At 46.0% G+C, this 25,650-nt stretch carries 29 protein-coding genes; 21 read left to right on the forward strand and 8 right to left on the reverse strand.

What is annotated here, in order from left to right:
- Nucleotides 1–125: 125 nt before the first annotated feature.
- Nucleotides 126–518 carry a hypothetical protein gene (locus Q9R36_RS08540; RefSeq protein ID WP_022544091.1) on the reverse strand — a complete coding sequence of 131 codons (393 nt, stop codon included), beginning with the start codon at nucleotides 516–518 and terminating at the stop codon, nucleotides 126–128.
- Nucleotides 519–656: 138 nt separating this feature from the next.
- The gene (locus Q9R36_RS08545; protein ID WP_396137107.1) at nucleotides 657–920 is read right to left on the reverse strand and encodes a YuzF family protein; all 264 of its coding nucleotides are present in this window, start codon (nucleotides 918–920) and stop codon (nucleotides 657–659) included.
- 162 nt (nucleotides 921–1,082) lie between these two features.
- Between Q9R36_RS08545 and Q9R36_RS08550 the strand changes: the two genes are divergently transcribed.
- The 9 genes from Q9R36_RS08550 to Q9R36_RS08590 all read left to right on the forward strand — a co-directional run bounded on the left by Q9R36_RS08550 (nucleotide 1,083) and on the right by Q9R36_RS08590 (nucleotide 10,779).
- Nucleotides 1,083–2,462, forward strand: coding sequence for an aspartate aminotransferase family protein (locus Q9R36_RS08550; protein WP_094767217.1), 1,380 nt, complete (start codon nucleotides 1,083–1,085; stop codon nucleotides 2,460–2,462).
- Entirely contained in the window at nucleotides 2,459–3,151 is a 693-nt protein-coding gene (locus Q9R36_RS08555) for a CoA transferase subunit A (RefSeq protein ID WP_094767218.1), read from the forward strand. The genes Q9R36_RS08550 and Q9R36_RS08555 overlap by 4 nt, the downstream gene beginning before the upstream one ends.
- Entirely contained in the window at nucleotides 3,136–3,798 is a 663-nt protein-coding gene (locus Q9R36_RS08560) for a 3-oxoacid CoA-transferase subunit B (protein ID WP_009795454.1), read from the forward strand. Before Q9R36_RS08555 ends, Q9R36_RS08560 begins: the two co-directional genes overlap by 16 nt.
- 21 nt (nucleotides 3,799–3,819) lie before the next feature.
- Nucleotides 3,820–5,079: a peptidase gene (locus Q9R36_RS08565; protein WP_311224920.1), complete on the forward strand. Its 1,260-nt coding sequence runs from the start codon at nucleotides 3,820–3,822 to the stop codon at nucleotides 5,077–5,079.
- A gap of 86 nt (nucleotides 5,080–5,165) precedes the next feature.
- Nucleotides 5,166–6,587: an aldehyde dehydrogenase family protein gene (locus Q9R36_RS08570; RefSeq protein WP_311224921.1), complete on the forward strand. Its 1,422-nt coding sequence runs from the start codon at nucleotides 5,166–5,168 to the stop codon at nucleotides 6,585–6,587.
- A 74-nt stretch (nucleotides 6,588–6,661) separates the two neighbouring features.
- Nucleotides 6,662–7,528 (forward strand): putative beta-lysine N-acetyltransferase, encoded by an 867-nt coding sequence (gene ablB, locus Q9R36_RS08575; RefSeq protein ID WP_094767220.1) that lies wholly within the window; start codon nucleotides 6,662–6,664, stop codon nucleotides 7,526–7,528.
- 52 nt (nucleotides 7,529–7,580) lie between these two features.
- Nucleotides 7,581–8,963, forward strand: a complete 1,383-nt coding sequence (locus tag Q9R36_RS08580) for a sigma-54 interaction domain-containing protein (protein WP_009795458.1) — start codon at nucleotides 7,581–7,583, stop codon at nucleotides 8,961–8,963.
- 128 nt (nucleotides 8,964–9,091) lie between these two features.
- Complete coding sequence (kamA, locus tag Q9R36_RS08585; protein WP_022544089.1) at nucleotides 9,092–10,507, forward strand: lysine 2,3-aminomutase; 1,416 nt, start codon at nucleotides 9,092–9,094, stop codon at nucleotides 10,505–10,507.
- A complete protein-coding gene (locus Q9R36_RS08590; protein ID WP_009795460.1) occupies nucleotides 10,504–10,779 on the forward strand; it encodes a YokU family protein in 276 nt (91 codons plus the stop codon). Before kamA ends, Q9R36_RS08590 begins: the two co-directional genes overlap by 4 nt.
- Before the next feature lie 107 nt (nucleotides 10,780–10,886).
- Here the strand turns inward: Q9R36_RS08590 and Q9R36_RS08595 are convergent, their stop codons facing one another.
- Nucleotides 10,887–11,792, reverse strand: a complete 906-nt coding sequence (locus tag Q9R36_RS08595) for a Ppx/GppA phosphatase family protein (protein WP_022544088.1) — start codon at nucleotides 11,790–11,792, stop codon at nucleotides 10,887–10,889.
- Nucleotides 11,793–12,076: 284 nt separating this feature from the next.
- On the opposite strand from Q9R36_RS08595, the gene Q9R36_RS08600 reads away from it, so the two are divergent.
- The 4 genes from Q9R36_RS08600 to Q9R36_RS08615 all read left to right on the forward strand — a co-directional run bounded on the left by Q9R36_RS08600 (nucleotide 12,077) and on the right by Q9R36_RS08615 (nucleotide 15,846).
- Complete coding sequence (locus Q9R36_RS08600; protein ID WP_311224922.1) at nucleotides 12,077–14,305, forward strand: RNA degradosome polyphosphate kinase; 2,229 nt, start codon at nucleotides 12,077–12,079, stop codon at nucleotides 14,303–14,305.
- Nucleotides 14,306–14,398: 93 nt separating this feature from the next.
- A complete protein-coding gene (locus Q9R36_RS08605; protein WP_311224923.1) occupies nucleotides 14,399–14,590 on the forward strand; it encodes a hypothetical protein in 192 nt (63 codons plus the stop codon).
- Nucleotides 14,591–14,770: 180 nt separating this feature from the next.
- Nucleotides 14,771–14,998: a YozE family protein gene (locus tag Q9R36_RS08610; protein WP_022544087.1), complete on the forward strand. Its 228-nt coding sequence runs from the start codon at nucleotides 14,771–14,773 to the stop codon at nucleotides 14,996–14,998.
- A gap of 152 nt (nucleotides 14,999–15,150) precedes the next feature.
- Nucleotides 15,151–15,846 carry a hypothetical protein gene (locus tag Q9R36_RS08615; protein WP_022544086.1) on the forward strand — a complete coding sequence of 232 codons (696 nt, stop codon included), beginning with the start codon at nucleotides 15,151–15,153 and terminating at the stop codon, nucleotides 15,844–15,846.
- Nucleotides 15,847–15,848: 2 nt separating this feature from the next.
- Here the strand turns inward: Q9R36_RS08615 and Q9R36_RS08620 are convergent, their stop codons facing one another.
- Nucleotides 15,849–16,013 carry a hypothetical protein gene (locus Q9R36_RS08620; RefSeq protein WP_022544085.1) on the reverse strand — a complete coding sequence of 55 codons (165 nt, stop codon included), beginning with the start codon at nucleotides 16,011–16,013 and terminating at the stop codon, nucleotides 15,849–15,851.
- A 144-nt stretch (nucleotides 16,014–16,157) separates the two neighbouring features.
- Between Q9R36_RS08620 and Q9R36_RS08625 the strand changes: the two genes are divergently transcribed.
- Nucleotides 16,158–16,328 carry a YozD family protein gene (locus tag Q9R36_RS08625; protein WP_009795467.1) on the forward strand — a complete coding sequence of 57 codons (171 nt, stop codon included), beginning with the start codon at nucleotides 16,158–16,160 and terminating at the stop codon, nucleotides 16,326–16,328.
- Between the two features lie 76 nt (nucleotides 16,329–16,404).
- Here the strand turns inward: Q9R36_RS08625 and Q9R36_RS08630 are convergent, their stop codons facing one another.
- Nucleotides 16,405–17,538: a DUF2515 domain-containing protein gene (locus Q9R36_RS08630; protein WP_311224924.1), complete on the reverse strand. Its 1,134-nt coding sequence runs from the start codon at nucleotides 17,536–17,538 to the stop codon at nucleotides 16,405–16,407.
- Between the two features lie 154 nt (nucleotides 17,539–17,692).
- Here Q9R36_RS08630 and Q9R36_RS08635 point away from each other — a divergent pair, with 154 nt between their 5' ends.
- Complete coding sequence (locus tag Q9R36_RS08635) at nucleotides 17,693–18,463, forward strand: sporulation protein (protein WP_224952006.1); 771 nt, start codon at nucleotides 17,693–17,695, stop codon at nucleotides 18,461–18,463.
- 428 nt (nucleotides 18,464–18,891) lie between these two features.
- Here the strand turns inward: Q9R36_RS08635 and Q9R36_RS08640 are convergent, their stop codons facing one another.
- Nucleotides 18,892–19,890, reverse strand: a complete 999-nt coding sequence (locus Q9R36_RS08640) for a glycerophosphodiester phosphodiesterase (RefSeq protein WP_224952005.1) — start codon at nucleotides 19,888–19,890, stop codon at nucleotides 18,892–18,894.
- 218 nt (nucleotides 19,891–20,108) lie between these two features.
- On the opposite strand from Q9R36_RS08640, the gene Q9R36_RS08645 reads away from it, so the two are divergent.
- The gene (locus Q9R36_RS08645) at nucleotides 20,109–20,423 is read left to right on the forward strand and encodes a YodL domain-containing protein (protein ID WP_009795472.1); all 315 of its coding nucleotides are present in this window, start codon (nucleotides 20,109–20,111) and stop codon (nucleotides 20,421–20,423) included.
- Nucleotides 20,424–20,469: 46 nt separating this feature from the next.
- Here the strand turns inward: Q9R36_RS08645 and Q9R36_RS08650 are convergent, their stop codons facing one another.
- Nucleotides 20,470–20,595, reverse strand: coding sequence for a hypothetical protein (locus tag Q9R36_RS08650; RefSeq protein WP_009795473.1), 126 nt, complete (start codon nucleotides 20,593–20,595; stop codon nucleotides 20,470–20,472).
- A gap of 31 nt (nucleotides 20,596–20,626) precedes the next feature.
- Complete coding sequence (locus Q9R36_RS08655) at nucleotides 20,627–20,755, reverse strand: hypothetical protein (RefSeq protein ID WP_009795474.1); 129 nt, start codon at nucleotides 20,753–20,755, stop codon at nucleotides 20,627–20,629.
- Nucleotides 20,756–20,913: 158 nt separating this feature from the next.
- On the opposite strand from Q9R36_RS08655, the gene deoD reads away from it, so the two are divergent.
- From deoD to Q9R36_RS08680, 5 genes are all read left to right on the forward strand, one after another.
- Entirely contained in the window at nucleotides 20,914–21,615 is a 702-nt protein-coding gene (gene deoD, locus Q9R36_RS08660) for a purine-nucleoside phosphorylase (RefSeq protein WP_009795475.1), read from the forward strand.
- Between the two features lie 146 nt (nucleotides 21,616–21,761).
- Nucleotides 21,762–22,616: a M15 family metallopeptidase gene (locus Q9R36_RS08665; protein ID WP_022544083.1), complete on the forward strand. Its 855-nt coding sequence runs from the start codon at nucleotides 21,762–21,764 to the stop codon at nucleotides 22,614–22,616.
- A 76-nt stretch (nucleotides 22,617–22,692) separates the two neighbouring features.
- Entirely contained in the window at nucleotides 22,693–22,899 is a 207-nt protein-coding gene (locus tag Q9R36_RS08670; RefSeq protein WP_022544082.1) for a heavy-metal-associated domain-containing protein, read from the forward strand.
- Nucleotides 22,900–23,147: 248 nt separating this feature from the next.
- Entirely contained in the window at nucleotides 23,148–24,551 is a 1,404-nt protein-coding gene (locus Q9R36_RS08675; RefSeq protein WP_198018101.1) for a lmo1851 family serine protease, read from the forward strand.
- Nucleotides 24,552–24,700: 149 nt separating this feature from the next.
- On the forward strand, nucleotides 24,701–25,603 hold the full coding sequence (locus Q9R36_RS08680) for an LCP family protein (RefSeq protein ID WP_094767226.1): 903 nt from the start codon (nucleotides 24,701–24,703) through the stop codon (nucleotides 25,601–25,603).
- The last annotated feature ends 47 nt before the right edge of the window (nucleotides 25,604–25,650 follow it).

Below are 25,650 nucleotides of genomic sequence, written 5' to 3' on the forward strand. Positions count from 1 at the left end.
AAAAAGACCTTTTCAGGCTCATAGATCAAAAGACTGCCAATATAGAAAATTATAGCAGGTTTTAGAGGGGGACTCTGCAAAAATTAGCGAAATTCAGAAAAAAATCTGCAGCAGGTTTTTTTCTCTTATTTCATAGTGAGCTGAAGTCTTTCTTGTTTGCCATCCAGATTGATCAGAACGGTAAAATTCTCTTCAATGTCAGCAGGGAATTTGACGTGTTCAAAAACATGTTCTACAGATGATTCTTCTTTGCTTGAAAAATCGGTTTGATAGGCTGCTTTAGAATGGCCGGGAAGTGAAACCCAAAAGACAAGCTCTTTTTCTTCCTGGATTTCTTTACCGTCATACATCAGTTTAAGAGTGATTGTGGCCTCGCTGATTGTTTCATCTGCCTTTATTTCCATCTCGCCGTCCCAGTTCTTGCTTTTCCCCTCATATGTGTAATAGGAAGGTGTTCCGCATCCCGCAATCAAGAATAGAAATAAACTGGCTGCAATCATGACTTTTTCCAGGCCCATTTCAATTCCTCCTTTGTATCTGAACACTGTAATCTTTTTCTATTCTTACCCCCGATGGAGAATTTAAATGACATGTCCATCCTGAAATTAAAAATAAATAAAGAAGCCATGCACTTAACATGGCTTCCTGTTTACATCTCAATCGGGCATGATTGTCACAATCTGTGCAATTCTGATAAAGAAGATTTCATCTCCAGACTTAACAGCTATATGATCCGGCTTTACATCCATCAGTCTTCCCCGCAATGTATCTTTCACCGTTTCGACAACGAGATTCCTGCCCAATACACTTTGAAGCGTCTGATAAACATAAGGGTCAAAATGAAAAACGGGGGCGGGCGACTGCATTTGCTGAGTGCCCATCATATTTACAACTGCAGGAATGTTTCTATGATACTGCATTTTTACATCTCCTCCTGTTCAGTTAACAATATGCACTGGCCAGGCATCCGGTGCCCGGAATGATGCATGAGAGTGGTGATCGGGGAATTTATTCAGAAAGATTCCCGGTGGACATTCATATAATGAAGCGAGCGGGGCAGCACACGCGAGACCAGTGAGTGAATGGGGGAAGCGACATTGAATCAGCCGTCGTTTTTGATAAAACCTATGCTGGATGCCGATTATCCAACGATTGAACGGGGCAGAGGCATCTACTTATATGACAATGAAGGCAAGAAATATCTGGATGCCTGTTCAGGAGCCGTGACAGCGAACATCGGTCACGGAAACGAAGAAGTGATCCAGGCAATGATGGAACAGGCTAAAAAGGTTTCATTTGTATACAGATCCCAATTCACCAGCGAAGCAGCTGAGAACCTTGCCGGGAAAATAGCAGAAACTTTGCCGGGTGATCTGAATTGGTCATTTTTTGTGAACAGCGGCTCAGAAGCCACAGAAACTGCGATGAAAATAGCCATCCAATACTGGCAGGAAAAAGGGATAAGAACAAAGACAAAAATTTTATCCCGATGGGTCAGCTATCACGGCATCACATTAGGAGCGCTTTCCATGTCAGGCCATCCGGGGAGGAGGGCAAGATTTGTCCCTCTCCTGGAGGATTTTCCTTCCGTTCATCCGCCATACTGCTACCGCTGTCCATATGGACTGGAGGCGCCTCAATGCGGACATCTGTGCGCAGCAGAACTCGAAACGGCGATTAAACGCATTGGAGCCGATCAGATTGCAGCTTTCATTGCAGAGCCGGTCATCGGGGCAGCGGGAGGAGCAATTTCCCCTCCAGACGGCTACTATAAAGTCATAAAAGAAATCTGCGAGAAACATGATGTATTATTCATAGCCGATGAAGTGATGACAGGATTTGGACGGACCGGTACGATGCTCGCCTGTGAGAGCTGGGGGATCCAGCCTGATATAGCGGCTTTTGGCAAAGGCATGGGAGCAGGCTATGCACCGATAGCAGCTGCTGTAGTCTCCGACAAAATAATGGAGCCTATTATGGCAGGAACAAAGTCAATCATGAGCGGACATACATTGAGCGCCAATCCGCAATCTTGCGCTGTTTCTCTGGCAGTGCTTGAATATCTGGAAAAAGAGCAAATCATCCCAGAGGTGGTCAGGAAGGGTAAGTACCTGAGTGACCATCTCCGAAGACTGGAGAAGAAGTACAGCTTCATTGGCGACATCAGGGGGAAGGGACTGCTTCTTGGTGTAGAACTGGTTAAGGACAAAGTGTCAAAGGATCCATTCAGCCGGTCCCTGATGGCAGGACAAAAGCTGGTCAGTGCTGCCCAGGAGCAGGGCATCCTGCTGTACCCCGCCGGTTCAGGGATAGATGGCATACATGGGGATGCGGTCATCATTGCACCTCCTTTGAACATCACCATGGAGGAGCTGGACGAATTGGCAGCACTCCTAGACAGGGCTTTGTCTGAATTCCACAGAATCATTGAACAGGAAAGCCTGAAGGGAGGAGGCTCATGAACAGCTCCTTTAATAAAATTGTGACTGCAGCAAAGGCAATGAATGATTTTCATGATGGCCTGTCCATAATCGCAGGAGGATTCGGAGGAATTGGCACGCCGCCGACCCTTATAGAGGAATTGATAGAAAAAGGGACAAAAAATATCACCCTTATCTGCAATGATGCCGGATTTCCCCACATAGGCGCAGGAAGGCTTGTTACATTGGGGAGGGTCAAAAAATTGATTGCCTCGCATATAGGCTCCAACCCGGAGGCTGGCCGCCTGATGAATGAAGGCAAGCTCGAAGTGGAGTTCTCACCCCAGGGAACGCTTGCTGAAAGGATCAGGGCTGGAGGTGCCGGCATTGCCGGAATATTGACAGATATCGGCATATCAAATGAGATGGTTTCAGCAGGGAAGGCAACTCATACTATCAGCGGGACAGAATATCTAATTGAAACGGCAATCACAGCTGACGTCTCAATTGTGTATGCAAAAAAGGCGGATCCGTTCGGCAATCTTATATATGACAAAAGTGCACGGAATACAAACCCCCTGGCAGCCATGGCAGGGAATAAGACGATTGCCGAGGTGGAGGAAATCGTCCCTTTAGGCGCTATTGATCCGGATGAGGTCATGACGCCAGGAGTATTTGTGGATTATATTGTTCCTTCAAAGGGAGTGAACTGGAAATGGGCATGGGAATAGATAAACGCAAAAAAATGGCCAGGAGGGCAGCGGAAGAAATCAGAGACGGAATGATTGTCAATTTAGGAATCGGCATTCCTTCCCTTGTGCCTGATTTTCTGCCGGAATCCATAAGTGTTATGTTTCATGCAGAAAACGGCATAACAGGGATGGGCCCAAGCCCTGTTAAGGGTCAGGAAGATCCCCATCTCTGCAATGCGGGCGGCTTTCCGGTGACCAGCGTTAAGGGGGCTTCATATTGCGACAGTACCATAGCTTTTGGGATGATCAGGCGCGGGAGGGTTGATTTGACTATTCTCGGCTCACTGCAGGTCAGCGGGAAGGGAGATCTGGCCAACTGGATCGTTCCCGGCAGGAAAGTACCTGGGATGGGTGGGGCGATGGAGCTTGCACAGAAAGCGAAGAGAGTCATTGTTGTCATGAATCAGACGGATAAAAATGGCATGCCGAAAATTCTTGAGCATTGTACACTCCCGCTGACATCGCCTTCCTGTGCATCGCTCGTCATAACTGAAATGGCCGTGTTTGAAATTAAGGGAACAGGAATGGTCCTGAAGGAGCTGTTTGCTCCCTATTCAATAGAGGAAGTGAAGAGCAAGACAGGCTGCAGGCTGCAGGTGGCAGAGGATTTGAGAATAATAGTTTAGCAGGCGGGGGAGGCGGTTTTATTGAGTGAGAGTGATGGAAGCGTAAAAGAGTGGCTGAGCAAAAACAGGTCCAAAGGAATCAGGCTTCTCCAAAGGCTTGTCCAGGAACCAAGTACTAGGGGAAATGAGGCCGGTGCCCAGGCTGTGATCATTGAGAAGTGCCGGGAAATGGGGCTCGAGCTGGATATATGGGAAATCGGCAAAGATGAGCTGCCCGCACATCCCCTATTCTGTTCTGACAGAAAGGACTTCAGCGGCAACCCGAATGTAGTGGGAGTCTGGAAGGGGACCGGTGGAGGCAGGAGCATCATTTTGAATGGCCATATCGATGTGGTTCCTGAGGGCAGCAGGGATGATTGGAAATATGACCCCTACAGCGGACAAATAAAGGATGGGAGGCTTTATGGCAGGGGGGCGACCGACATGAAGGGCGGAACAGTATCCCTGCTGCTGGCGCTTGAGTACTTGATAGCGGCGGGGAAGGAATTGAAGGGAGATGTCATTTTTCAGAGTGTTATAGAAGAAGAAAGCGGAGGGGCCGGGACGCTTGCCGCTGTGATCAGGGGTTATAAAGCAGATGGAGCGATCATCCCTGAACCGACAAATATGAAGCTTTTTCCAAAGCAGCAGGGCTCTATGTGGTTCAGGATTACAGTCAAGGGCCGTGCTGCACATGGCGGCACCCGCTATGAGGGTATCAGTGCGATTGAAAAGGCCATTGCAGTGATAGCTTCTCTCCAGGAACTCGAGAAAACGAGAAATGAGCGGGTTGCAGATCCTTTATACAAGGGAATACCTATCCCGATTCCGATCAATATCGGAAAAATCACGAGCGGGGAGTGGCCATCCTCTGTACCGGATACCACCGTCATTGAGGGAAGGATAGGGGTTGCTCCTGAAGAAGATATGAAGATGGCAGAAAAAGAGCTGGAAACGGTATTAAACTCCTTATCTGAAAAAGATGGCTGGTTCATTGAAAATCCCTGCAAGGTCGAGTGGTTTGGAGGAAGATGGCAGCCTGGGAATCTGGACATTGGCCATCCCCTGATGAGCGTGCTGTCAGCCAGTTTTGAAAAAGTGGCAGGGGAGAAGCCCAAAATAGAAGCATCTCCATGGGGTACAGACGGCGGGATCCTTTCCGGGGCCGGCGGGACGCCTGTTATCGTATTCGGTCCGGGAACTACAGAGGCAGCCCATGATGCGGATGAATCCATCTCCCTGGATGATATGTTCAATGCTGCGGAGATCATTGCCGAGTGCATCTTGGAGTGGTGCAGCTGACATTTGTCTACGGAGGAAGCCGATTGATGGGATTTTTCAGCTCAAGAATTTATACTTAAGCTACATTGTCTTTAGGAGGTAATGATATGAAGCAGGATTTATGGATCAATGGCAGTTTTGAACCCGGAAATGAATACAGGGAGCTTAGAAGCCCTTATAATCAGGAGAAGCTGGCAGATGTGGCGGCGGCTGGAAGCGAAGAAATAGAGGCAGCCATTGCTTCTGCAGAGAAAGCATCAAAATTGATGGCTGCAATGCCTGCGCATAAAAGGGCTGAAATTCTTGAGAATGCAGTCCAAATACTCAAGGATGAAAAAGAAGAGTGTGCAAGGATTATTTCGCGTGAAGCCGCGAAGCCGATAAAAGCAGCACGGACAGAGGTGGAAAGGACTATCACAACATATGCATTTGCAGCACAGGAAACCAGAAGGCTGTACGGTGAAACCATCCCGATGGATGCGGCGCCTGGAGGTGAGGGGAGGCTCGCCTACACGGTAAAAGAGCCGCTGGGGGTCATTGGTGCGATTACACCCTTCAATTTCCCGATGAATCTCGTTGCCCATAAAGTCGGACCGGCGATTGCGGCTGGCAACACAGTTGTCCTGAAGCCGGCGAGCCAGACGCCTTTAAGCGCCTATAAGATTGCTGATATTTTCCATCGTGCAGGGCTGCCTGCAGGTGGACTGAATGTAATTTCCGGCAGCGGAAAAACGATCGGCGACAGCTTCCTCTCAGACAAGAGGATCAAGATGATCACTTTTACGGGAAGCCCTGAAGTAGGCACTTATATCAGGGAAAACGCCGGGCTGAAAAAGGTGACCCTCGAGCTGGGTTCAAATTCAGCCGTCATTGTGGATAAAGATACCGACCTTGATAAGGCAGTCCCGCGAATTGTATCAGGAGCGTATGCCTTTCAGGGCCAGGTCTGCATTTCTGTGCAGCGGATCTATGTCCATGAGGCCATTTTTGAAGAATTTACTGAAAGGTTTGTCCATGAAGCAGGCAGACTCCAGGCAGGGGACCCGCTTGATGAGACGACCGATGTATCTGCCATGATCTCCCTCGATGATGCAGAACGGGCAGAATCGTGGGTGAAAACCGCTGTGGACGGGGGAGCAAAGCTAGCTCTCGGCGGAAGCGGGGAAGGTTCTGTTTTCCAGCCGACAGTTCTGCTGGACGTTGATAAAGAACAGAAAATCTCCTGTGAAGAGGCATTTGCCCCTGTTGTCCATATTAACCGCTTCTCAGGTATAGATGAAGCGATCGGTTATGTGAATGATTCCCAGTATGGGCTCCAGGCAGGCATTTTCACAAAGGATATCAATGCAGCGCTGAAGGCCGCACGCGAGCTTGAAGTCGGCGGCGTGATGATCAATGATTTTCCAACCTTCCGTGTGGATCATATGCCATACGGCGGCGTCAAACTGAGCGGGACCGGCCGGGAAGGAATTAAATATGCAGTCGAAGAAATGACAGAGCTTAAGCTTGTCAGCATTAAATATGAATAACCGTCAAACATGTACGGCTGTTAAGAAAAGGGGCGCTCGGTCAGAGGGTCCCCTTTCTGTAAAGGAGGAGGATTATGGAGCAGTCATCAGTAAGAATTATCAGGCAGGACAACTTTTCTCTCGAGGTTTTCATTGACCCGTATAATAAGAGAATCAGAGTGGATGACTGCCTTGGAAACCGTAAAAGTGCGCTTTCGTTCGCATACGGTTTAAGAGAGGAGATCCAGGCAGAAAAAATGATAATTAAAGCCAGGGCAGAGGAGACAGATTTTTATCTGGAGAACGGCTTCCAGGCCGAAGGCAAGATCGACGGCTATTTTTTAGGCTCTGACGCTTTTTTCATGTCCAAGTATTATAAGAGCAGCAGGAGAAACAATCCGCACTGGGCTGATGAGGATGAGGTCGCAGAGAAAGTGCGCAGCCTCGAAAGAACCGGGAATGATTCCAGTCTTCAGCCTCCATGCCGGCTTGTACGCTTCAAGCCGGCAGATGCCCGTGAACTGGCTGAGCTGTATAAGGCGGTATTTCAAATTTACCCCGTTCCCATGGATGACCCCCGGTATATCGAAAAGTCGATGGAAAACGGCACAATGTTCATGGGAGTGAAACACGAGGGGAAAATCGTGAGCGCTGCCTCAGCAGAAATCAATTCTTTCTACCGAAATGCAGAATTGACAGACTGTGCCACATTGCCTGACTTCCGAAAGCATGGATTGATGAAAATACTGATTGGCAAACTTGAGGAAGAGCTGGCCTGCCAGGGCATCTTTTGCGCTTATTCCATCGCCAGAAGCCTTTCATATGGAATGAATGCAGCTCTTCATCAGCTTGGGTACAGCTACAGGGGCAGGCTGGCCAATAATTGCTTTATCTTTGATAAGCTTGAGGATATGAATATCTGGGTGAAAAATCTTGCCATGATGCCAAAAATCCGGCACTAGACTGACAATTTTCCGGCACCTTTTCATATAGATGAATAAGGGGGTTGGACGTATGAAAGAACAAGTGCTTACAGCGATTTTGAAGGGGATTGACGAAGGCATTCATGCTGTGGATATAAACGGGATTACTATTTTTTATAATGAAGTTGCTGCTTTGCATGATGGCATGGGTATGGATGAGGTGCTTGGAAAGCCGCTGCTTGAAAGCTTTCCATCTCTGAGCTTGAAGTCAAGCACCCTGCTCCAGGTAATGAAAACAAAACAGCCGATATACGATCAGTCCCAAAGCTATATCAACCTCCATGGCAAGAGGATTGAAACACTGAACACCACGCTTCCCATTTTTGTGGAAGGAGAGCTAGTAGGGGCTGTAGAAATTGCTAAAGATTATTCCCGGCTGAAGATATTGTCCGAAAGGCTCCTGGATCTTCAGAAAGCAAGCGTGCCAAGTGAAAAAAACCTGCGGCCGGCAGGAAGCACAGTATATACCCTGGATGATCTGCTGACTGGAAATGGGCTCTTCAAAGAGCTGAAAATGGAAGCCTTAAAGCTTGCTGCCTCTTCTTCTCCCATCCTCGTATTTGGGGAAAGCGGATGCGGCAAGGAGCTGTTTGTCCAGGGAATCCACCATGCATCAGCCAGAAGGGAGAAACCATTCATAGCACAGAATTGTGCTGCTATCCCTGAGACGCTCCTTGAAGGAATCCTTTTCGGTACAGCGAAAGGGAGTTATACGGGAGCCGTAGAAAGACCCGGGCTGTTTGAACTGGCAGATGGGGGGACGCTGTTCCTCGATGAACTCCATACAATGCCGGCGCTGCTGCAGGCAAAGCTTTTGAGGGTGCTTGAGGACGGTGCTGTCCGGCGTGTCGGCGGATCCAGAAACATAGCCACTGATGTCCGGATCATCGCGGCCATGAATATACACCCGCATGAGGCTATGGAGCAGGGGATCCTCCGGCATGACCTTTACTACAGGCTCAATGTGTTTACATTCGAACTGATCCCTCTGCGAAAGAGGCCTGAAGATATCGGGCTTTTGGCGTCCCATTTCCTTGATTCCTTTAACCGTAAGCTCGGGAAAAATGTAAAAGTGATCGGCAGTACAGCAGCAAAGTTCTTCAGCAGCTACCACTGGCCGGGAAATGTAAGAGAATTAAAGCATACGATTGAGTATATGGTCAATGTTTCTGAGGGAAGCGAGCTTACTGAAGAGGATCTGCCGGCCATGCTGAAACAGATGAGGAGCAAAAGCGGAAGCAGGACAGTGGCGTTATCCTTAAAAGAGCGTGTGCAGGCAGCAGAAAAAGAGATCATTGAGGCTGCAATAGCCGGGACAGGAGGGAATATCCTGCAGGCTGCCAGGCTCCTGAATATCCCGAGGCAGACGCTTCAATATAAGCTTCATAAGCATCAACTGGGAAATGCCGAATAACCGGCATTTCTTTTTATTGTTCTCCCGCTCGTGCTGCTGTGCATAAGGATTAACAATTGGCATGGAAATTGCATGTAATACAGTATAAGGAAGCTGCAAACTTTACCATTAGCTGGGAGGAATTGAAAATGAAGCTGGACTTATATAAAGCAGAACGCCATTGGAAGGATATAGAGCTTTGGAAGGATGTAACAGAAGAGCAATGGAATGACTGGCTTTGGCAGCTCACCAACACGATAAGAAACCTGGAGGATTTGAAAAAAGTCATCAATCTGACGCCCGAGGAAGAAGAGGGCGTAAAGATTTCCACTAAAACAATCCCATTGAATATTACACCATATTATGCATCCCTGATGAATCCGGATGATCCCCGCTGTCCTGTCAGGATGCAGTCTGTCCCGATTTCTCAGGAAATCCATAAAACAAAATATGACCTGGAAGACCCCCTCCATGAAGACGAAGATTCACCTGTGCCCGGATTGACGCACCGCTATCCTGACCGGGTGCTGTTCCTTGTCACCAATCAATGCTCCATGTACTGCCGCTATTGTACAAGGCGAAGGTTTTCCGGCCAGATCGGCATGGGTGTTCCTAAAAAGCAGCTGGACGATGCGATAGCTTATATCAGGAACACACCTGAAGTCCGAGATGTGCTCATCTCAGGAGGAGATGGACTGTTAATCAATGATAAAATCCTGGAATATATATTGAAAAACCTGAGGGAAATCGATCATGTGGAAATCATCAGGATCGGTACCAGGGCTCCGGTCGTTTTTCCCCAAAGAATAACAGAGAATCTGTGCAATATCTTAAAGAAATATCATCCGATCTGGCTGAACACTCACTTCAATACGAGCATTGAAATTACCGAAGAAGCTAAAAAGGCCTGCGAAATGCTCGCCGATGCGGGAGTGCCTGTCGGCAACCAGGCAGTCATTCTGGCGGGCATCAATGACAGTGTCCCGATCATGAAAAAACTGATGCATGACCTTGTTAAGATCAGGGTGCGTCCTTACTATATCTATCAGTGCGATTTATCAGAAGGCATCGGCCATTTCAGGGCGCCTGTTTCAAAAGGACTGGAGATTATAGAAGGACTGAGGGGGCATACATCTGGCTATGCTGTACCTACTTTTGTGGTCGATGCACCTGGGGGCGGCGGGAAGATTGCACTGCAGCCGAATTATTTGATATCCCAAAGCGCCGAAAAGACAGTGCTCCGCAATTTTGAGGGAGTCATAACCACTTATCCTGAGCCCGAAAATTATGTCCCGGGCAGAGCAGAGGACTATTTTAAAAGAATTTATCCTGATATGGATCAGAAGAATAGCCATACAGGAATATCGGCACTCATGAATGATTCACAGTTCAATCTTGTTCCTGAAGGCCTGAGGAGGCTGGACCGCAGGGAAGAGTACCAGCAGGATCCGGGGCACCATTCCCTCAAGGATAAACGGGAAAAGCGCGATGAATTAAAAGATAAGAAATTTGAAGCGCAGATGAAGAAGTGGGGACAGCAGGAGAAGGGAGAGGAACCATCATGAATTGTGATTGGTGCTCATCTGATGAAACGGCAAGGCAGACAGCTTCGGTCTTTTGGGAACTGCCTGATGGAACAAAAGGGATTGAGATAAGAGAAACACCCTGCATTGTCTGCAGTGGGTGCGGAATGGTATATCACGAAGAAAAGATCATAGAGGAGATCGAGGACCAGCTCTTTTTAATAGATACTAAAAAGCTTGAAAAATCGCTTACTTTTGAAGAATTGATGGCTAAACCGAGGTTTCTTAAAAGAAATTATTTCAAATTTGATTAAGAAGAGAGGAAAAGGCCCGGGATGACCGGGCCTTTTGGACTTTAGAATTGCTTTTGTTAAAGCAGCGAAACGGTGGCCTTTGCTGTTATTGAAATGCCTGCAGCTGTTTATTGCTTTTCTTCAAGCATTTTGTACATGATCCCGTCCCTGACCGTTTTATCGCAATAAACGAAATGGGGAGACCGGACAGTTTCCATCATCTGGCTTACAATCCCAATGGCTGGGAGAATGATATCTCTTCTTTTTTTGGACAACCCCTTTACTTTTGAACGCTCATCTACATTCAAGGAGGAAAGCTCAGAGAAGATGCTGCTGATTTCATGGAGCTTCAATTCAGCACCTCCAAATTTCGCGTTATGTATTCTGGACAGGTTTTTTGCGCTTCCGCCGATTCCGATAATGGGGAGGCCGGCGTTTTTCAGCCAGGGAAGGGTCTGGATGCTGTCCAAAATATAGCGGCGCAATTGAGTTAATTGATTCTCAGTCACTCTTTTTCCCTTAGTATAGGCTTCATGAAGATTGACAGCACCAAACTGAAAACTGTGATAATGAACCATTTCCCTGTTTCTGAAAAGGGTAATTTCCGTGCTTCCGCCGCCGATATCAAGAGTGATCCCCTCAACCGCATTCATTGAATTAACCACACCTAGATAGCCGTAGCGGGCTTCTTCATATCCGCTTATCACAGAAATGGCAATGTCCGTCCGGGCAGCGATTTCAGCCAGAATCTCTTCTTGATTAAGTGAATTGCGGATAACAGCAGTAGCATAGCCGGTGATGCGGCCTGTCCCGTATTTTTCAGCTCTCTTCTGGAATTCCTTAAAGATGGTGATGATAAGCTGGATGCCTTCCTCTGTCAAAAAGCCCTGCTCATTTAAATGATTGATAAGCCTTGCTGCGACCTTGACCCGCTCTACTTCATGAAATATCCGAAGATCCTCATTGACATTGTAAATGGCCATTTGAATGGAATTGGACCCTAAATCGATCAGGGCTATTGTCTGGTTGTTCAAAAAAAGGACACTCCTTTGATGACTTTTATACATTCAATTTTATATGAAAACACTTAAGTCGAATGTAAAGCTATTGTAAATATACAGTACTGCAGTAGCTTAAACAGCAAAAGGCAGAGTGTAGTCTTTAAAACCAGGATATTTAAGACGCAGCCTATCTTGAGACATTAAATGTGAAAGCATGAATGTATAATTTACAAAACTTAACACTATCACTCTAGTTATTTACATCCTTATTTGCTAATTTTATCCTTGTCGAAGATTGCAGAAGGGGATGTAGAACCATGTACATAAACCATGAGAAACCTGATATTTCTAATCTGGATAATCCTTCCTATTACAATAATCGCGAGCTGAGCTGGCTGGATTTTAATAATAGAGTGCTGGAAGAAGCAGAAGATAATCAAAATGCGTTATTGGAACGATATAAATTCCTTTCTATATTCAGCTCAAATCTGGATGAGTTTTTCATGGTCAGGGTTGCTGGTCTGCTGGATCAGGTAAAAGCCGGTTTCAATAAACCCGAAAACAAAGCTGGGCTGACCCCAAAAGAACAGCTGAGCGCCATTTCTGAAAAAACACATACCCTTGTTAAAAAGCAAGATGAAATATATTGCAATGAGCTTACTCCCCTTTTAACAAAAGAACAGATAGAAATATCCAGAATTAAAGATGTCCCATCAAAGGACTTGGCTTTTCTTGAAAACTTCTTTGAGGCATATGTTTATCCTGTTCTGACTCCCATGGCGATAGATGCTTACCGCCCTTTCCCGATGCTGTTAAACAAATCATTGAATTTAGCTGTGATCATTGAAGAAAAATCGCCGGATAAAAAGAAGCATCTGAGCCTGGATGGAAATCTGGTCATCGTACAGGTACCGTCTGTAATCGACCGCCTGGTGGAGCTGCCTCAGAAAGGGCAGGCCAGGAAGTTTGTGCTCTTGGAAGAGGTTATTATTTATTGCATCCACAAACTGTTTACGGGATATAAAGTGCGCTCTGCCACTCCATTCAGAATTACCCGCAATGCCGATCTCGCCATTCATGAAGACGAAGCGGAAGACCTGCTGCAGGAAATTGAAGAAGAGCTTAAGAAACGGAAAAGAGGTGCAGCGGTCCGGCTGGAATATCAGCAGGCTGAAAACAGCAGTCAGGTCATTGAATTCCTAAGGAAAGAGCTGGAAATACACGGGAAGGATATCTATCCTGTCGAAGCCCCCCTGGATCTGACTTTTCTTTTTTCATTTTGTAAAAAAATCCAGGCAAGCCATGAGCATTTGGCGGCGCAGTCCTTTATTCCCCAGCCTCCGCAGGATTTAGAGGGTGAGGGTGGAATATTTGAGAAAATCCGGAAAAGGGATGCTCTGCTGCATCATCCTTATGAATCTTTTGAACCTGTGGTAGATTTCATGAGGGAAGCCGCAGATGATAAAGATGTACTGGCAATTAAGCAGACTCTTTATCGTGTCAGCGGAGATTCACCGATCATTGAAAGCCTGAAGCGTGCGGCCGAAAATGGGAAGCAGGTGACAGTGCTTGTGGAGCTGAAGGCCCGCTTTGACGAAGAAAATAATGTCCAGTGGGCAAAGGAGCTGGAGCAGGCAGGCTGTCATGTCATTTATGGCATGACACTTCTGAAAACGCACAGCAAAATTACATTGGTAATCCGAAGGGAAAAAGGAAATATCCAGAGATATGTCCATTTGGGGACAGGAAACTATAATGATGCGACCGCAAGGATTTATACAGACATGGGGCTGCTTACTTGCAATCATCAGCTTGGAGAAGATGCTATTAACTTTTTCAATTATCTGAGCGGCTATATGGAGAGGCCATCCTATCAACAGTTATCTGTTTCACCTTTCGGCATCAGAGATACTTTCATCAGGCTCATCGATCAGGAGATAGAATTTCACAGGAACTATCAGAATGGAAGAATCATAGCAAAAATGAATTCTCTGACTGACAAGAAAATCATTAAAAAATTGTATGAAGCCTCGATAGCAGGGGTTAAGATAGATCTTATCATCAGGGGGGTCTGCTGCTTAAGGCCCGGCATTGCGGGTGTCAGTGAAAACATCAAGGTCCTTAGCATTGTGGGTACATTCCTTGAACATACCAGAATCTTTTATTTCAATCATCAGCAAGCTAAAAGGGTTTACCTTTCTTCGGCAGACTGGATGACCCGTAATATGGAAAACCGTGTTGAGATTCTTTTTCCCATTCTGGAGGAGCGGCTTAAAGCAAGGATTTATAGTGTACTTAAGGTTATGCTGAAAGATAATTGCAAAGCAAGGGAACAGGACCATGATGGCCGTTATCGCTATGTGGACCGGAAAAGCGGCGAAAACCGTATAAACAGCCAGCAGCTGTTATGTGAAGAAGCTGTCCAGTTTAAGCTTTCGTCGAAGACTGCAGACAGCTATCCTCCTGCACATCGTCCACGACCGGCTTCACTTGCAGAATCTTACTTACTGAAGCTGAAGGAGTTTATTCCATTGCTTAACAGATAGAAAAGATTCACCATTCATACATGAATAAGGCAGTCGTTTCCCCCTCAGGGTCCTATAATAAAGATGGAAAAAACTTTCAGCGGGGGGATTTTTATGCGTTATGCTTTGCTGATTATGCTTGTGTCTTCCATGTCTGTCCTTTTCATTTGCGGTTATTTCACAGCAGTCATAAAAGTGAAGTACGGGAAAAGCTGGCTTCATGCCGTACCTGCAGCAGTGTCTGTCCTGATGTTCAATATCATTTTTGCACTGGTTGAAATGGCAAAGGCGGGCAGATGGGAGTGAATAGCGAGATTGTCTTACGGGGGCCCGGCCTTTTTGGCACTTGGGCAACATCTATCCTGTAAGCAAGTCTGTCTTTGTGGACGAACCGGCAGGCATCCTTTATAGTAGACGGTATAAATGTTGAAATTGCGTGCGGCTGTTCAGCCGGCGCTTATTATACCAGAGAAGAAAGGGAGTACCATGTCGAAATCCTTTTATCATTTCCTGATGAAATACCGTCATCCTGAGCCAAAGGACAGCATCAGCTCTTTTGCCAATTCCGCGTTTGAAGACCATAGCTTCCCAAAGACATCATTTGATTATGATGAACTCAGCAGCTATCTGGAAATGAATGGCCACTATCTGGACAGCATGGCCATCTTTGATGAAGCCTGGGAGCTTTATCTGGTGTCCGAAACAAAGAGATAAGTTTATTCTTACTGCAAGGGGCTGCTTGATAAGCGGCTCCTTTTCTTATTTTTGAACTTGCCGGCATATGGGCAATTTTGGGACCGAATATCTTCTTCCTGCATATGATATCGTAATTAATACTCACGACGATCATTGAGAGGATGGAGGATATGGAAAAGAAGAAAAAGCCAAGATTTAATATCGGTGATACAGTCGTGATCACGATGTATGGAACAGTCGGCAAAATAACAGATGTTAAATGGCTGGACGGAATGCATGTATATGAAGTGAATAAAAGCGAGGGCCTGTTTATGGAATCCAGCCTTCAGATGCTTTCTGAGTATGAAGGAAATATAATGGAGAAAGAGCATATAGATATTGAATATAAATTTTTGTTCGGCGATCTGGTGCAGGTGAAAGGCTATGGTTCAGACCTGTTTAAGGTGGTGGGGTTCCGGACTGAAATCTGGCGCTATAAGGAGGATGCCTGGGAGGATGTCATTTATGAGCTTTCCAGGATCAATGACGGCGAATGGCTCGAGGCCGGGGAAGAAGAGCTGACCCTGCTTGCGGATGCAGAAAGCGCCGACACTTTCATCCAGAAGCTTGGGCTCCTTTATCTAATCAACAAGCAGCAGAAGCCTGTTAATCTGAAGAAGCAGCAGGGTTCTGTGAAACAGATGGAAAAAGAGTTCCTGGAAAGCCGCAAAGAGAAAAAGCAAATGATTGATGGCCTGCTTGATATATACAATGATTACCGGATCCTCTTCCAGCTGTTCGGCGACGATGAATACAGGCATATCATGCAGGTGATCTTGCGGAAGCTTAAGCATCTGACCGGGGCTGACGGAAAAAAGCATGCCTAGCACTACAAGCCGGAAGCGAGGTATAAATAGGCAAGATAGGGAAGCCCTCCTGCCAGAAGGATCAGGAACATAGATGAGAGTATTTTTTCAAAGAGATTTACAATCATGCTGTTTTCCTGGTTAACATCTTCTTTTACATCATCCACAAACGTTCTGAGCCTATTCATGCCATCCGCCTCCCGACTTTCTGATATAACATTGTATGGCTTGTCCCTGGGAGATATGCTCACAGGTGATAGAATAAAAGTTTTTCTCATATTGTGCATGAAAGTAGGAAAAGCATCATACATTCTGAAAAAGGGGGCGTTGCTGTGAGAGAAATCGAAGTTTTTATAGATACGGAGGAAATAGCAGAGTTTTTCTTTCATGAGCTTGTTAAAAGGGGATACGTTCCTGAGGAGATGGAGCTTGAGGATCTGGCGGATATAACCTTCGAGTATTTGCTGGATAAGTGCATCATTGATGAGGAAATTGAAGAATAATAGATGACGATAAGAGTGGAAGCTGGCGCCGGAAAGAGCGCCAGTTTTCTTTATTATGCAGCGTTATCCAGGGGTGTTAAGGGATTACTTGATGGGCAATCGAGTCTGCAGCTGAAAGTAAGGCATGCTGCTTTAGAAGCTTCCGCGTTAAATCATAGTCCTTGGTTTCCGGCAAGGCATCCAAATGATAGAGGCAGCTTTCCTGCTCTTTTATAAACCAGTCTGTTTTCCTGGTGAAATAATGCTTCTTGTCCTTCCATGCCTGATCCAGGGAAGGACTGTATAGCATTCCGGATTCTTTACTGGCAGAATATCTGCTGCGCCAATAGTCGGACCGTGAAGCAGTATGGGGAGTTCCCAGGGCGAATTCTTTTATCTTTCTGTGGTGTTTTTTATGGAAAAGGATCTGGTATAGAGATTTGCCTGTGGTTATGCGGGCATCAGCAGATCTGAAATCCACTACAGAGACCCCGAGCAATGCAGAGGTATTTGCCTTCTTCAGCGGGAATACAACTGTTGTGAAACCGAGTTTTTCCTGAAGAAGGAAAGGCAGATCATCCAGTATGCTGGAACCTGTAGTCCTGATGACCCTGTCTTCCAGCATTTTTTGTTCGTTCACGATCATGGCTGCTGTAATCACAGCAGAAGAGCCATGCTCATAAAAATGATCCCAAAAAGGCTTCATCCAGCCTGATACATGAAATTTGGGGAGCAGGTGAAACAGAGGGATTCCCATTCTCCTGCTGTATTCTAAAAGCAGCAGCTGCGGGTACGCATCCTGGAAAATATAAGCATTGCAGCGCTCAAGAAAAAGAAAGTAACGCTCCCGGTCTTCTTCCGTGAGAAAACTGTCCAGATAAGAGCTCTTTATGTCTGTCATATAAAAGCCGCCGTTCCTTGATACCATATGGGCAAGGAATGCCCAGTGGAGATCGGGGTTTCGTCTGTAAAACAAAAGATAGGCTTGTGTTCTCGTAATATTATTGCGGTTATATTTTTCCGTTTCTCTAGAAATAGCCGCTGCAACCTTCTTTTCTTTTTCTGTCAAAATATAAATCGGCGTATCTGTTTTGGCCTGGCGGATTAGTGCCTGTTCAATGCTGGCCATCTCCCGTCCGCTAAGCAAAGTTTTCTCAGGAATGGCAGGCCCGCTGCGGCGATTCAACATATTTCTCAGCCATGCAGGATAAAATTCAGCAAATATTTTCATTTTGCCTCCCCGGATATGAAACTTTATCATCAGCCATACGTATTAAAAAATCATCAGGCTGAAATGAACGCATATCGTTATATTAAATGTATTAAAGTACTTTCGGCTTCATGTATGCTGCTTCAGCAGTCTAATTGAAATAGGGGGAAATAAGATGTCATTCTTTAACAAAGTGCTGGCAAGTGTAGGTGTAGGTTCTGCTTCTGTTGATACAAAATTGGAGCGGGACTCCTTTTATCCGGGTGAAATGGCCAAGGGTGTCATTGAAATCAGGGGAGGGAAGACAGAGCAGAAAATCGACCAGATTTACCTGGCTCTGAATACAACTTATATTAGAGAGTCAGATGATAAGAAATATACAGCTGCAGGTGTGATCGATAAATACAGGATTGCTGAGACACTGGTGATCCAGCCGAATGAAACGCGGGAAATTCCTTTCTCTATTCAAATCCCTGAGGATTCACCCCTGACATTGGGAAGAACGAAGGTATGGATTTCAACTGGCCTGGACATTAAAAATGCGGTAGATCCCGGCGACAAAGATTATATATCCATTAAGCCGAACAGGCTCATGGACGGTGTGTTCCAGGCAGTTTCCGATCTTGGCTTCAGGCTCCGGGAAGCAGAATGTGAAGAAGCGCCACGCAGGCTGCGCGGCAGGCTTCCATTCATACAGGAATTTGAGTTCGTTCCGGTTTCAGGGCCCTTCAGGGGCAAGCTTGATGAGCTTGAACTGGTATTCCGTCCTGCCGGCGGCGGCCAGATGGAGCTGATGCTGCAGGTTGACAGGAAAGCAAGGGGGCTCGGAGGTTTCCTTTCAGAAGCACTGGAAATGGATGAAACCAATGTGAGGCTGAGAGTTTCAGATTATGATCTCGCTGGCATCAGACAGCAATTGGAAAGTACCATTGTACGGTATTGCTGAAGAAGAGCTGATATCCCGTATTGAAGGAAACAATGAGTCACCAGAATTTTTGACGTCGTACCGTTAAAAAAAGATTGAAAAGGTATTAGAAACGAAAATAGCCCCTTTGTACACCCAAAGTTTAAAAACCAGTTGATTGGAGTGCACGGCACGCAGACTCTTCATAAAATGCATGTGCAATTTCTTCGTTCGATGTTCAATTCGGAGAAGAGGATTCAACTTCCCGCGGGAAGCAGCGGCAGGGCTGAGAACCCGCATGAGCGAAGCGAAGAGAGGCTCAGCGCCGCCCCGCGGAAAGCGAAGTGCCTGGAACGGAAATCAACAGCCCCATTAACATCAAAAAACGATGGCAACTTAAACAATATTCCTGCAGTATTTGACGATGGAAAACCATCGTCTTTTTTATGCAGGAAAACCTTCAATTCTGCTCATGGGTCTACAAAAGAAAAGAGCCGATCAAAAGTGCTGGCGTATTGTAAGGAAGTGTCTGGATAAAGGTCAGAAATGATGCCGTTGACCTTCAGGCGCTGCATGGCTGCAAATTGCTGCTCCTGAGTGACCGTCCACGAATTGACTTTGTACCCAAATGATTTTGCCTGTGTGACAAAGGATTTAGATAAGAATGCATGATGGACAGACAAGAAATCGGCGAAACTTCTGTATGAAGCAAGCTGGAACATATCGAGCGGCTTGCTGACCAGTATTCCTGCCTTAACTTTCGGGGAAAGGGTGCTGAATGTCCGGATATCAGCAATATTGAAAGACTGCACCATTAAGAGATCAGGATCGACGCCTTCCTCAAGTGTTTGGTTCAGCAAGACAGCAACCTCTTTTGCCAGGTTTGCTTCACTTCCTGCCCCCTTCATTTCGATAAGAAGACCGATCTTCCCTCCGAAACGCTTTACCACTTCTTTCAGCAGAGGGATTTTTTCACCCTTATACTGATCGCTGAACCAGGAACCAGCGTCAAGCTCCTTCAGCTGGCTGGCAGACAGCTGTGTTACGAGTCCTTCTCCTCCTGTTGTCCTGCCGACATCTCCATCATGGATGACCACTGGCTGATGGTCGCTGCTAAGCCATACATCCAACTCAATAAAATCAAAACCTAGTTCATAGGCTTTTTCAAAGGCTGCCATCGTATTTTCAGGAGCAATTTGGACAGCGCCCCGGTGGGCAATGGACTGAAAAGGGGCAAGCGGCTGGAATGCAAAGCTCAGGAAGGATACAAGGATGCCGAGAAGCAGGGATCCTGCAAGTGTGTTTTTTTTACGAAAAGGATAGAAGCATAACTCTTTGCGGTAAAGCCGTTCAAAGGCACTTGATGCCGGCAGATGAAAGAAAATAATGAATAAAAAGTTCCAGAATCGGGAGAAGCAGAAGCAGATTCTTCCTGGAAGGGCAGTTTTCATTGCAATATGGCCCCTCATATCATTTCCCCCTTCGGCAGGCTGGTTTATATATAATATGCAGAAGCAAGCTTGTACGGAAATGGTATACGACAGAATTTTCTGAAAAATGATAAAAAAAGAAAATGTTCTTTGAAGGAATCGACAGGACGAAAATGTAATAACAGAAGTAGAAAATATAGAGCTGCTGACGAAAAGGATGGGTCTGGCATAGGGAATAAATAAAGGAGGCTTGCTTCATGCTGAAGGAATTAACGTTGCCGATGTTAAAGCAGAAGGATTATGATGTGACGATTTTCCAGACACCGGAGTTCCGGCAAAAGAAAGGGTATAAGCAGGTGTACAGGCTGCCTATAAAGGGTGCGTCACATGAGGAGTGTCTTGATCACGCTTTCAGGAGTTTCAATGTTCCCGATCGCATGCCGGCTGACTTCAGCGGACGATTTCTGTCAACAGGGGATATTGTCTTTATTGATGAGGGCAGAAGGGGTCAGTTCTACTACCAGCTCAAACCCGGCGGCTGGGCGCAGGTGAACCGGGTGCATATCAGATAGAAAAAAGGATGAGCAGCAGGAGAAAGTCCCCTGCTGCTTTTGCTTTTTATTTTTTTCGTCTTTCGGCAGAATTCTCTTTGCCATGGGCCTCATGTTCAGCCACGATAGCTTCAGGCGGGATATGATTGTTTTTCTTTGGTGAATTGATGCGGCTGCGGTGTTTTTTTCCCACTGGCGCTTCTCCTCCTCTGATATCACATGAACTATTGTTTATGCTTCCTCCGGACTGTTTTGGAGGTATGCGGTTCAGTATTCGAACGTGAAGATGGATTGGTTTCATTCGCGTGCTGGACAGCCTGTCTCAGCTTTTTGCTCATCGGTTCTTGCGGCATGTTTATCCCTCCTTAGGAAAGACTAATATTAGGTTGCCCGGGGCAGAAAAAAACATGCTGGCATCACTTGGTTTTCCAGCATCAGCGGAAATATGGTATAGTGTGATGTGAAAGCAGTTGCAAACCATGCTTCAGAAAAACATTGGAGGTACAAAAACATGAGTGTACATATCGGTGCAGAAGAAAATCAGATTGCAGAGACGGTTCTGCTGCCAGGAGACCCTTTGCGTGCAAAATATATAGCGGAAACATTCCTTGAAGATGCTGAATGCTACAATGAAGTCCGGAACATGTTTGGATATACCGGAACTTATAAAGGAAAAAGGATTTCTGTCCAGGGGACCGGAATGGGGGTTCCTTCCATATCCATTTATATTAATGAACTGATGAACAGCTATAATGTCCAAAACCTGATCAGGGTAGGTACATGCGGCGCCATCCAGAAGGATGTAAAAGTAAGGGATGTTATCCTGGCTATGAGCGCTTCAACTGATTCACAGATGAACCGCCTTACCTTTGGAGGCGTGGATTATGCTCCAACCGCTGATTTTGACCTTTTAAAAAGAGCCTATGATGCAGGTGAGAAAAAAGGCCTGAACCTTAAGGTTGGCAATGTTTTCACAGCAGATATGTTCTATAACGACAATTCTGAGCTGGAAAAATGGGCAAAATACCAAATTCTTGCAATAGAGATGGAGACAGCTGCCCTCTATACCCTTGCAGCAAAATTTGACAGAAAGGCATTGTCAGTCCTTACAGTCAGTGATCATATCCTTACTGGTGAAGAAACTACTTCACAGGAAAGACAGACAACTTTCAACGAAATGATCGAGGTTGCACTGGAAGCTGCGATTAAATAATGGTTAAATACGATGCCCCATGCCGGGCATCTTCTTTTTTTGCTGATATCAATACTATCTATGCTTTCGGATGCAGTGCAAAAAGTGTTAAGATAAACATATTGTGAAATACTAACATTGGTACAACAATAGGACAGGTGAAAGAAATGAAGAAAATAGTGATCATCGCAGCAGCTGTTTTTATCCTCGGGGGATGCAGCAGAATGGAGCCTTTTGTCAGCAAGATTCCCTTTTGGCCTGAAGGCGGGCAGGCTGCGGACAGCCCTTCTGATAAAAACAAAGAGACCAGTGAGGCAGCACCGTCAACGGATGATGGACAGGCTGCAGCTGAGGAGGAAGAAAAGTCTGTCCCGGACGGCCCTGTTCTGGAAGCAGCCTTTTTCAATCAGATAACCGAAACAGAAGGCAAAAAAGTGATTCAAAATCCTGCCAATATCATGGCGCTTGTAAATAAAGAGTTTATGCTGCCCGGCAGCTATATTCCGGAAGATCTTGTCCGTCCAAAAGTTCCATTTTCTTTCGGGGAACAGGATATTGAAAAGAGCTATATCCGCAAGGATGCTGCAGCTCATATGGAAAAGATGTTTGCTGCAGCAAAGCAATCCGGGATTGAATTGTTTGCCGTTTCCGGCTACCGTTCATATGAAAGGCAGGCAGTGATATTGGATGCTGAAATCCAGCGGGCCGGGGAAGAAAAGGCTGTCCAGGCTGTAGCCATGCCCGGCAGCAGCGAACACCAATCCGGCCTGGCGATGGATATATCCAGCAGAAGCGCAAAATTGGAGCTCTCTGAAGCGTTCGGCAACACTGCAGAAGGAAAGTGGCTTGCTGAAAACGCCCATAAATTCGGATTTATCCTGCGTTATCCGAAAGGAAAGGAAAGTATAACAGGCTATCAGTACGAGCCTTGGCATTTCCGCTATGTCGGTCCGGCAGCGGAGGAGATTTATGAGAAAAACCTCACTCTCGAAGAGTATTTCAGCATTGTAAAGAAAATATGATCATCACTCCCTGTTTTTACTTGCCCTGATTGGGGAATAGAATGACTGCAGTACTGACAGAGGGAGGAAGAAAATAATGAATAGAACAACGATGACTGTACCTGAAATGACATGCGATCATTGTGAAGAATCCATAAAGAACGCCCTCCTTTCACTTGACGGAGTTGCCGGGGTGTCAATAGCACTTCAGGGAAAAACAGTAGAGGTCGACTATAATCCTGAGCAGACATCGGAATCTTTAATCAAGGAAGCAATTGAAAATGAAGGGTATGGAATTGCCTGATTGGTTTTTGGGGATGGCATGGAAGCAGGCCATCCCCTTTTAATTGGCCTGTTCAAAAAAGCCTTCTTTTATTCATAAATTTTTCCGTTTTTGTACATATTTCTTTGTTAATTTACTTTATAAAATGTTATTCTAATTTTTAAGGGTCTAAGGACTTCCTTATGGAGACGAAAGTGGTGAACAGCTTGGATAATAATCATTTAGACCAGGAAAATTCAGACAAGCAGCCTGATTCCGGATACATCCGGATGAAGAAGTTTCACTTTGTCATGCTGCTGTTTTTCATAGTGTTCCTGGCAGCGGGGATTACAACCTTCGCGCTGGCATTCGGAGATGAAAAAGCTGTCAGCATCGGCAATGAACGAAACGAATTTGATAAGCTGTATTCTGCTTATGATACATTGAAAGGCAGCTACTACAAAGATGTGGAGCAGAATACGCTCATAAACGGGGCTATCAACGGGATGGTTGAGTCCCTGGAAGATCCCTATTCAGACTATATGAATGAAGAAGAAGCAGCAAGCTTCCATCAGAGCATCTCTTCTTCATTTGAAGGCATAGGTGCAGAGATTCAGGAGCAAAACGGGCAGATCATCATTGTTTCCCCGCTCAAAGGCTCCCCGGCAGAAAAGGCTGGCTTGAAGCCCAATGACAAAGTCCTTTCTGTAGATGGGAAAAGCCTCCAGGGCAAGAGCTCAACAGAAGCAGTAACACTGATACGCGGCAAGAAAGGTACCAAAGTGGAGCTTGAAATCCAGCGCGCAGGTGCTGATGAAGCTACGAAAATAAGCATCACCAGGGATACTATCCCGCTTGAGACCGTTTATGGGGAAATGATGGAGGATGGAATTGCAAAAGTCCAGATCACCACTTTCTCTGATAACACATCGAAAGAACTCATAGATGTATTGAACGATCTTCAGAAGCAGGGAATGAAAGGCCTTGTCCTTGATTTAAGGCAGAATCCGGGCGGATTGCTGAACCAGGCGATCAGTATTTCCAGCCTGTTTGTGCCGGAAGGAGAAATATTATTCCAGATCGAAGACAGGGAAGGCAATCGGGAAGTGGTAAAATCCAATTCTGAAGGCAGCCCTGACATCCCGCTTGTGGTGGTAATCGACAAAGGCAGTGCGAGTGCTTCGGAAATACTGGCAGCGGCTGTGCACGAGTCTGCAGGTGTCCCTCTTGTTGGTGAGAAGTCATTCGGAAAAGGCACAGTACAGCGTGCAGAAGATTTCACGGATGGATCCAATATGAAATTCACAACGGAGAAATGGCTGACGCCGGAAGCGAACTGGATCCACGAAAAAGGAATCGAGCCTGATTATAAAGCAGAGCTTCCTTCTTATGCATCGCTTCCGTTTATCAATCCTGAAAGCGAACTGAAGGTGTCTTCTTCTTCCGCTGAAGTGAAGGCTGCACAGGAAATGCTCAAGGCACTTGGCTTTGAACCGGGCAGGACAGACGGATTCTTTGATGAAAAAACAAAGCAGGCAGTCATCCAGCTCCAAAAAGCCCATAAACTTGAGCAGACGGGTGTCATTACAGGAGATACCACCGTAAAGATGATGGATCTCTTAAGAGAAAAGCTTCTTAAAAACGATACGCAGATTCAAAAAGCAGTAGAAGTGCTTAAGAAAGAACTGCAGTAAAATATTAAATGGAAAGGACCGGCCTGCTGGCCGGTCCTTTTCATGCTGCCTTAGACGAGCCGGAATTTTACAAATATTAACCAGGAGGTATAGGGCTGCCCTCCGATGCCCGAGAATGAAAGTAAACGAATAATGGAGGCAGGCCAGTGATGAAAAAACTATTGCTTATCATATGCGTCACCATCCAATTGACTGCATGCTCCTTGCCCTTTGACAATGGAGCCGACAAGGCAGCCCCCGGCATACCGGGGACAAGCGGAAAAGAAGATACAGTATACGGACAAGGTGCAACAGACACTACATTCCTCCTGATAGGAATAGACAGCAGGGGAGAAGCACACTCAAGGTCTGATGCAATCATAGCGGCAAGATATATGCCTAAAGAGAAGGAGATCAAGCTGATTTCTTTAATGAGGGACAGCTATGTGGAAATACCGGGCACCGGAAGGCGCACCAAACTTAATCATGCCTATTATGAAGGCGGGAAAGAATTGCTTAAAGAGACAGTTGAGGCGAATTTCGGGCTGGAAATCGACTATACTGCCATCATAGATTTCAAGGGCTTCATTGCTGCAGCAGATCTGATTGCTCCTGAAGGGCTGGAGCTTGAGGTTTCAAAGGAAATGGCAGAGGATATGAAGCTGGATATGCAGCCGGGGAAGCAAACCCTTCATGGAGAAGAAATTTTGTCATATGTCCGCTTCAGACATGACGGAGAAAGTGATTTCGGCCGGGTTGAGCGGCAGCAGGAGGTCTTAGCTGCCCTTAAAAATAAGCTAACTGAAAGATTCAGCAGTATAGAGGGAGTCCTTGATTTCCCGGCGGTCGTTCTTGAGGCAGCCCAGTATATAGAAACGGATATGGATGCCGATGAGGCAGTCCCCTTGGCCGTATCCTATCTGCTCAATTCCGCTGAGAATGTTCAGACATTGAGGATTCCAGTCAGTGACAGCTTTGAAAATAAACTTGTCGATGAAGCAGGAGCAGTGCTTGAAATGGATTTTGAAGAAAATAAACAGGCAATCCAGCAGTTTATTGGAGAAAAACAATAAAGGGCAAGATAATAGACGAGCCATGCCCTTTATACATATCCTGGGTA

The organism is Bacillus sp. AG4(2022) (assembly GCF_031844465.1).
Lineage (GTDB): Bacteria > Bacillota > Bacilli > Bacillales > Cytobacillaceae > Bacillus_AB > Bacillus_AB infantis.

Excerpts from the sequence above, each read along its gene's own strand:
- Q9R36_RS08540 (WP_022544091.1), bottom strand. The coding sequence starts at position 518 with ATGGGCCTGGAAAAAGTCATGATTGCAGCCAGTTTATTTCTATTCTTG.
- Q9R36_RS08545 (WP_396137107.1), bottom strand. The coding sequence starts at position 920 with ATGCAGTATCATAGAAACATTCCTGCAGTTGTAAATATGATGGGCACT.
- Q9R36_RS08550 (WP_094767217.1), top strand. The coding sequence starts at position 1,083 with ATGGGGGAAGCGACATTGAATCAGCCGTCGTTTTTGATAAAACCTATG.
- Q9R36_RS08555 (WP_094767218.1), top strand. The coding sequence starts at position 2,459 with ATGAACAGCTCCTTTAATAAAATTGTGACTGCAGCAAAGGCAATGAAT.
- Q9R36_RS08560 (WP_009795454.1), top strand. The coding sequence starts at position 3,136 with ATGGGCATGGGAATAGATAAACGCAAAAAAATGGCCAGGAGGGCAGCG.
- Q9R36_RS08570 (WP_311224921.1), top strand. The coding sequence starts at position 5,166 with ATGAAGCAGGATTTATGGATCAATGGCAGTTTTGAACCCGGAAATGAA.
- ablB (WP_094767220.1), top strand. The coding sequence starts at position 6,662 with ATGGAGCAGTCATCAGTAAGAATTATCAGGCAGGACAACTTTTCTCTC.
- Q9R36_RS08580 (WP_009795458.1), top strand. The coding sequence starts at position 7,581 with ATGAAAGAACAAGTGCTTACAGCGATTTTGAAGGGGATTGACGAAGGC.
- kamA (WP_022544089.1), top strand. The coding sequence starts at position 9,092 with ATGAAGCTGGACTTATATAAAGCAGAACGCCATTGGAAGGATATAGAG.
- Q9R36_RS08590 (WP_009795460.1), top strand. The coding sequence starts at position 10,504 with ATGAATTGTGATTGGTGCTCATCTGATGAAACGGCAAGGCAGACAGCT.
- Q9R36_RS08600 (WP_311224922.1), top strand. The coding sequence starts at position 12,077 with ATGTACATAAACCATGAGAAACCTGATATTTCTAATCTGGATAATCCT.
- Q9R36_RS08605 (WP_311224923.1), top strand. The coding sequence starts at position 14,399 with ATGCGTTATGCTTTGCTGATTATGCTTGTGTCTTCCATGTCTGTCCTT.
- Q9R36_RS08610 (WP_022544087.1), top strand. The coding sequence starts at position 14,771 with ATGTCGAAATCCTTTTATCATTTCCTGATGAAATACCGTCATCCTGAG.
- Q9R36_RS08615 (WP_022544086.1), top strand. The coding sequence starts at position 15,151 with ATGGAAAAGAAGAAAAAGCCAAGATTTAATATCGGTGATACAGTCGTG.
- Q9R36_RS08620 (WP_022544085.1), bottom strand. The coding sequence starts at position 16,013 with ATGAATAGGCTCAGAACGTTTGTGGATGATGTAAAAGAAGATGTTAAC.
- Q9R36_RS08630 (WP_311224924.1), bottom strand. The coding sequence starts at position 17,538 with ATGAAAATATTTGCTGAATTTTATCCTGCATGGCTGAGAAATATGTTG.
- Q9R36_RS08635 (WP_224952006.1), top strand. The coding sequence starts at position 17,693 with ATGTCATTCTTTAACAAAGTGCTGGCAAGTGTAGGTGTAGGTTCTGCT.
- Q9R36_RS08640 (WP_224952005.1), bottom strand. The coding sequence starts at position 19,890 with ATGAGGGGCCATATTGCAATGAAAACTGCCCTTCCAGGAAGAATCTGC.
- Q9R36_RS08645 (WP_009795472.1), top strand. The coding sequence starts at position 20,109 with ATGCTGAAGGAATTAACGTTGCCGATGTTAAAGCAGAAGGATTATGAT.
- Q9R36_RS08655 (WP_009795474.1), bottom strand. The coding sequence starts at position 20,755 with ATGCCGCAAGAACCGATGAGCAAAAAGCTGAGACAGGCTGTCCAGCAC.
- deoD (WP_009795475.1), top strand. The coding sequence starts at position 20,914 with ATGAGTGTACATATCGGTGCAGAAGAAAATCAGATTGCAGAGACGGTT.
- Q9R36_RS08665 (WP_022544083.1), top strand. The coding sequence starts at position 21,762 with ATGAAGAAAATAGTGATCATCGCAGCAGCTGTTTTTATCCTCGGGGGA.
- Q9R36_RS08670 (WP_022544082.1), top strand. The coding sequence starts at position 22,693 with ATGAATAGAACAACGATGACTGTACCTGAAATGACATGCGATCATTGT.
- Q9R36_RS08675 (WP_198018101.1), top strand. The coding sequence starts at position 23,148 with ATGAAGAAGTTTCACTTTGTCATGCTGCTGTTTTTCATAGTGTTCCTG.
- Q9R36_RS08680 (WP_094767226.1), top strand. The coding sequence starts at position 24,701 with ATGAAAAAACTATTGCTTATCATATGCGTCACCATCCAATTGACTGCA.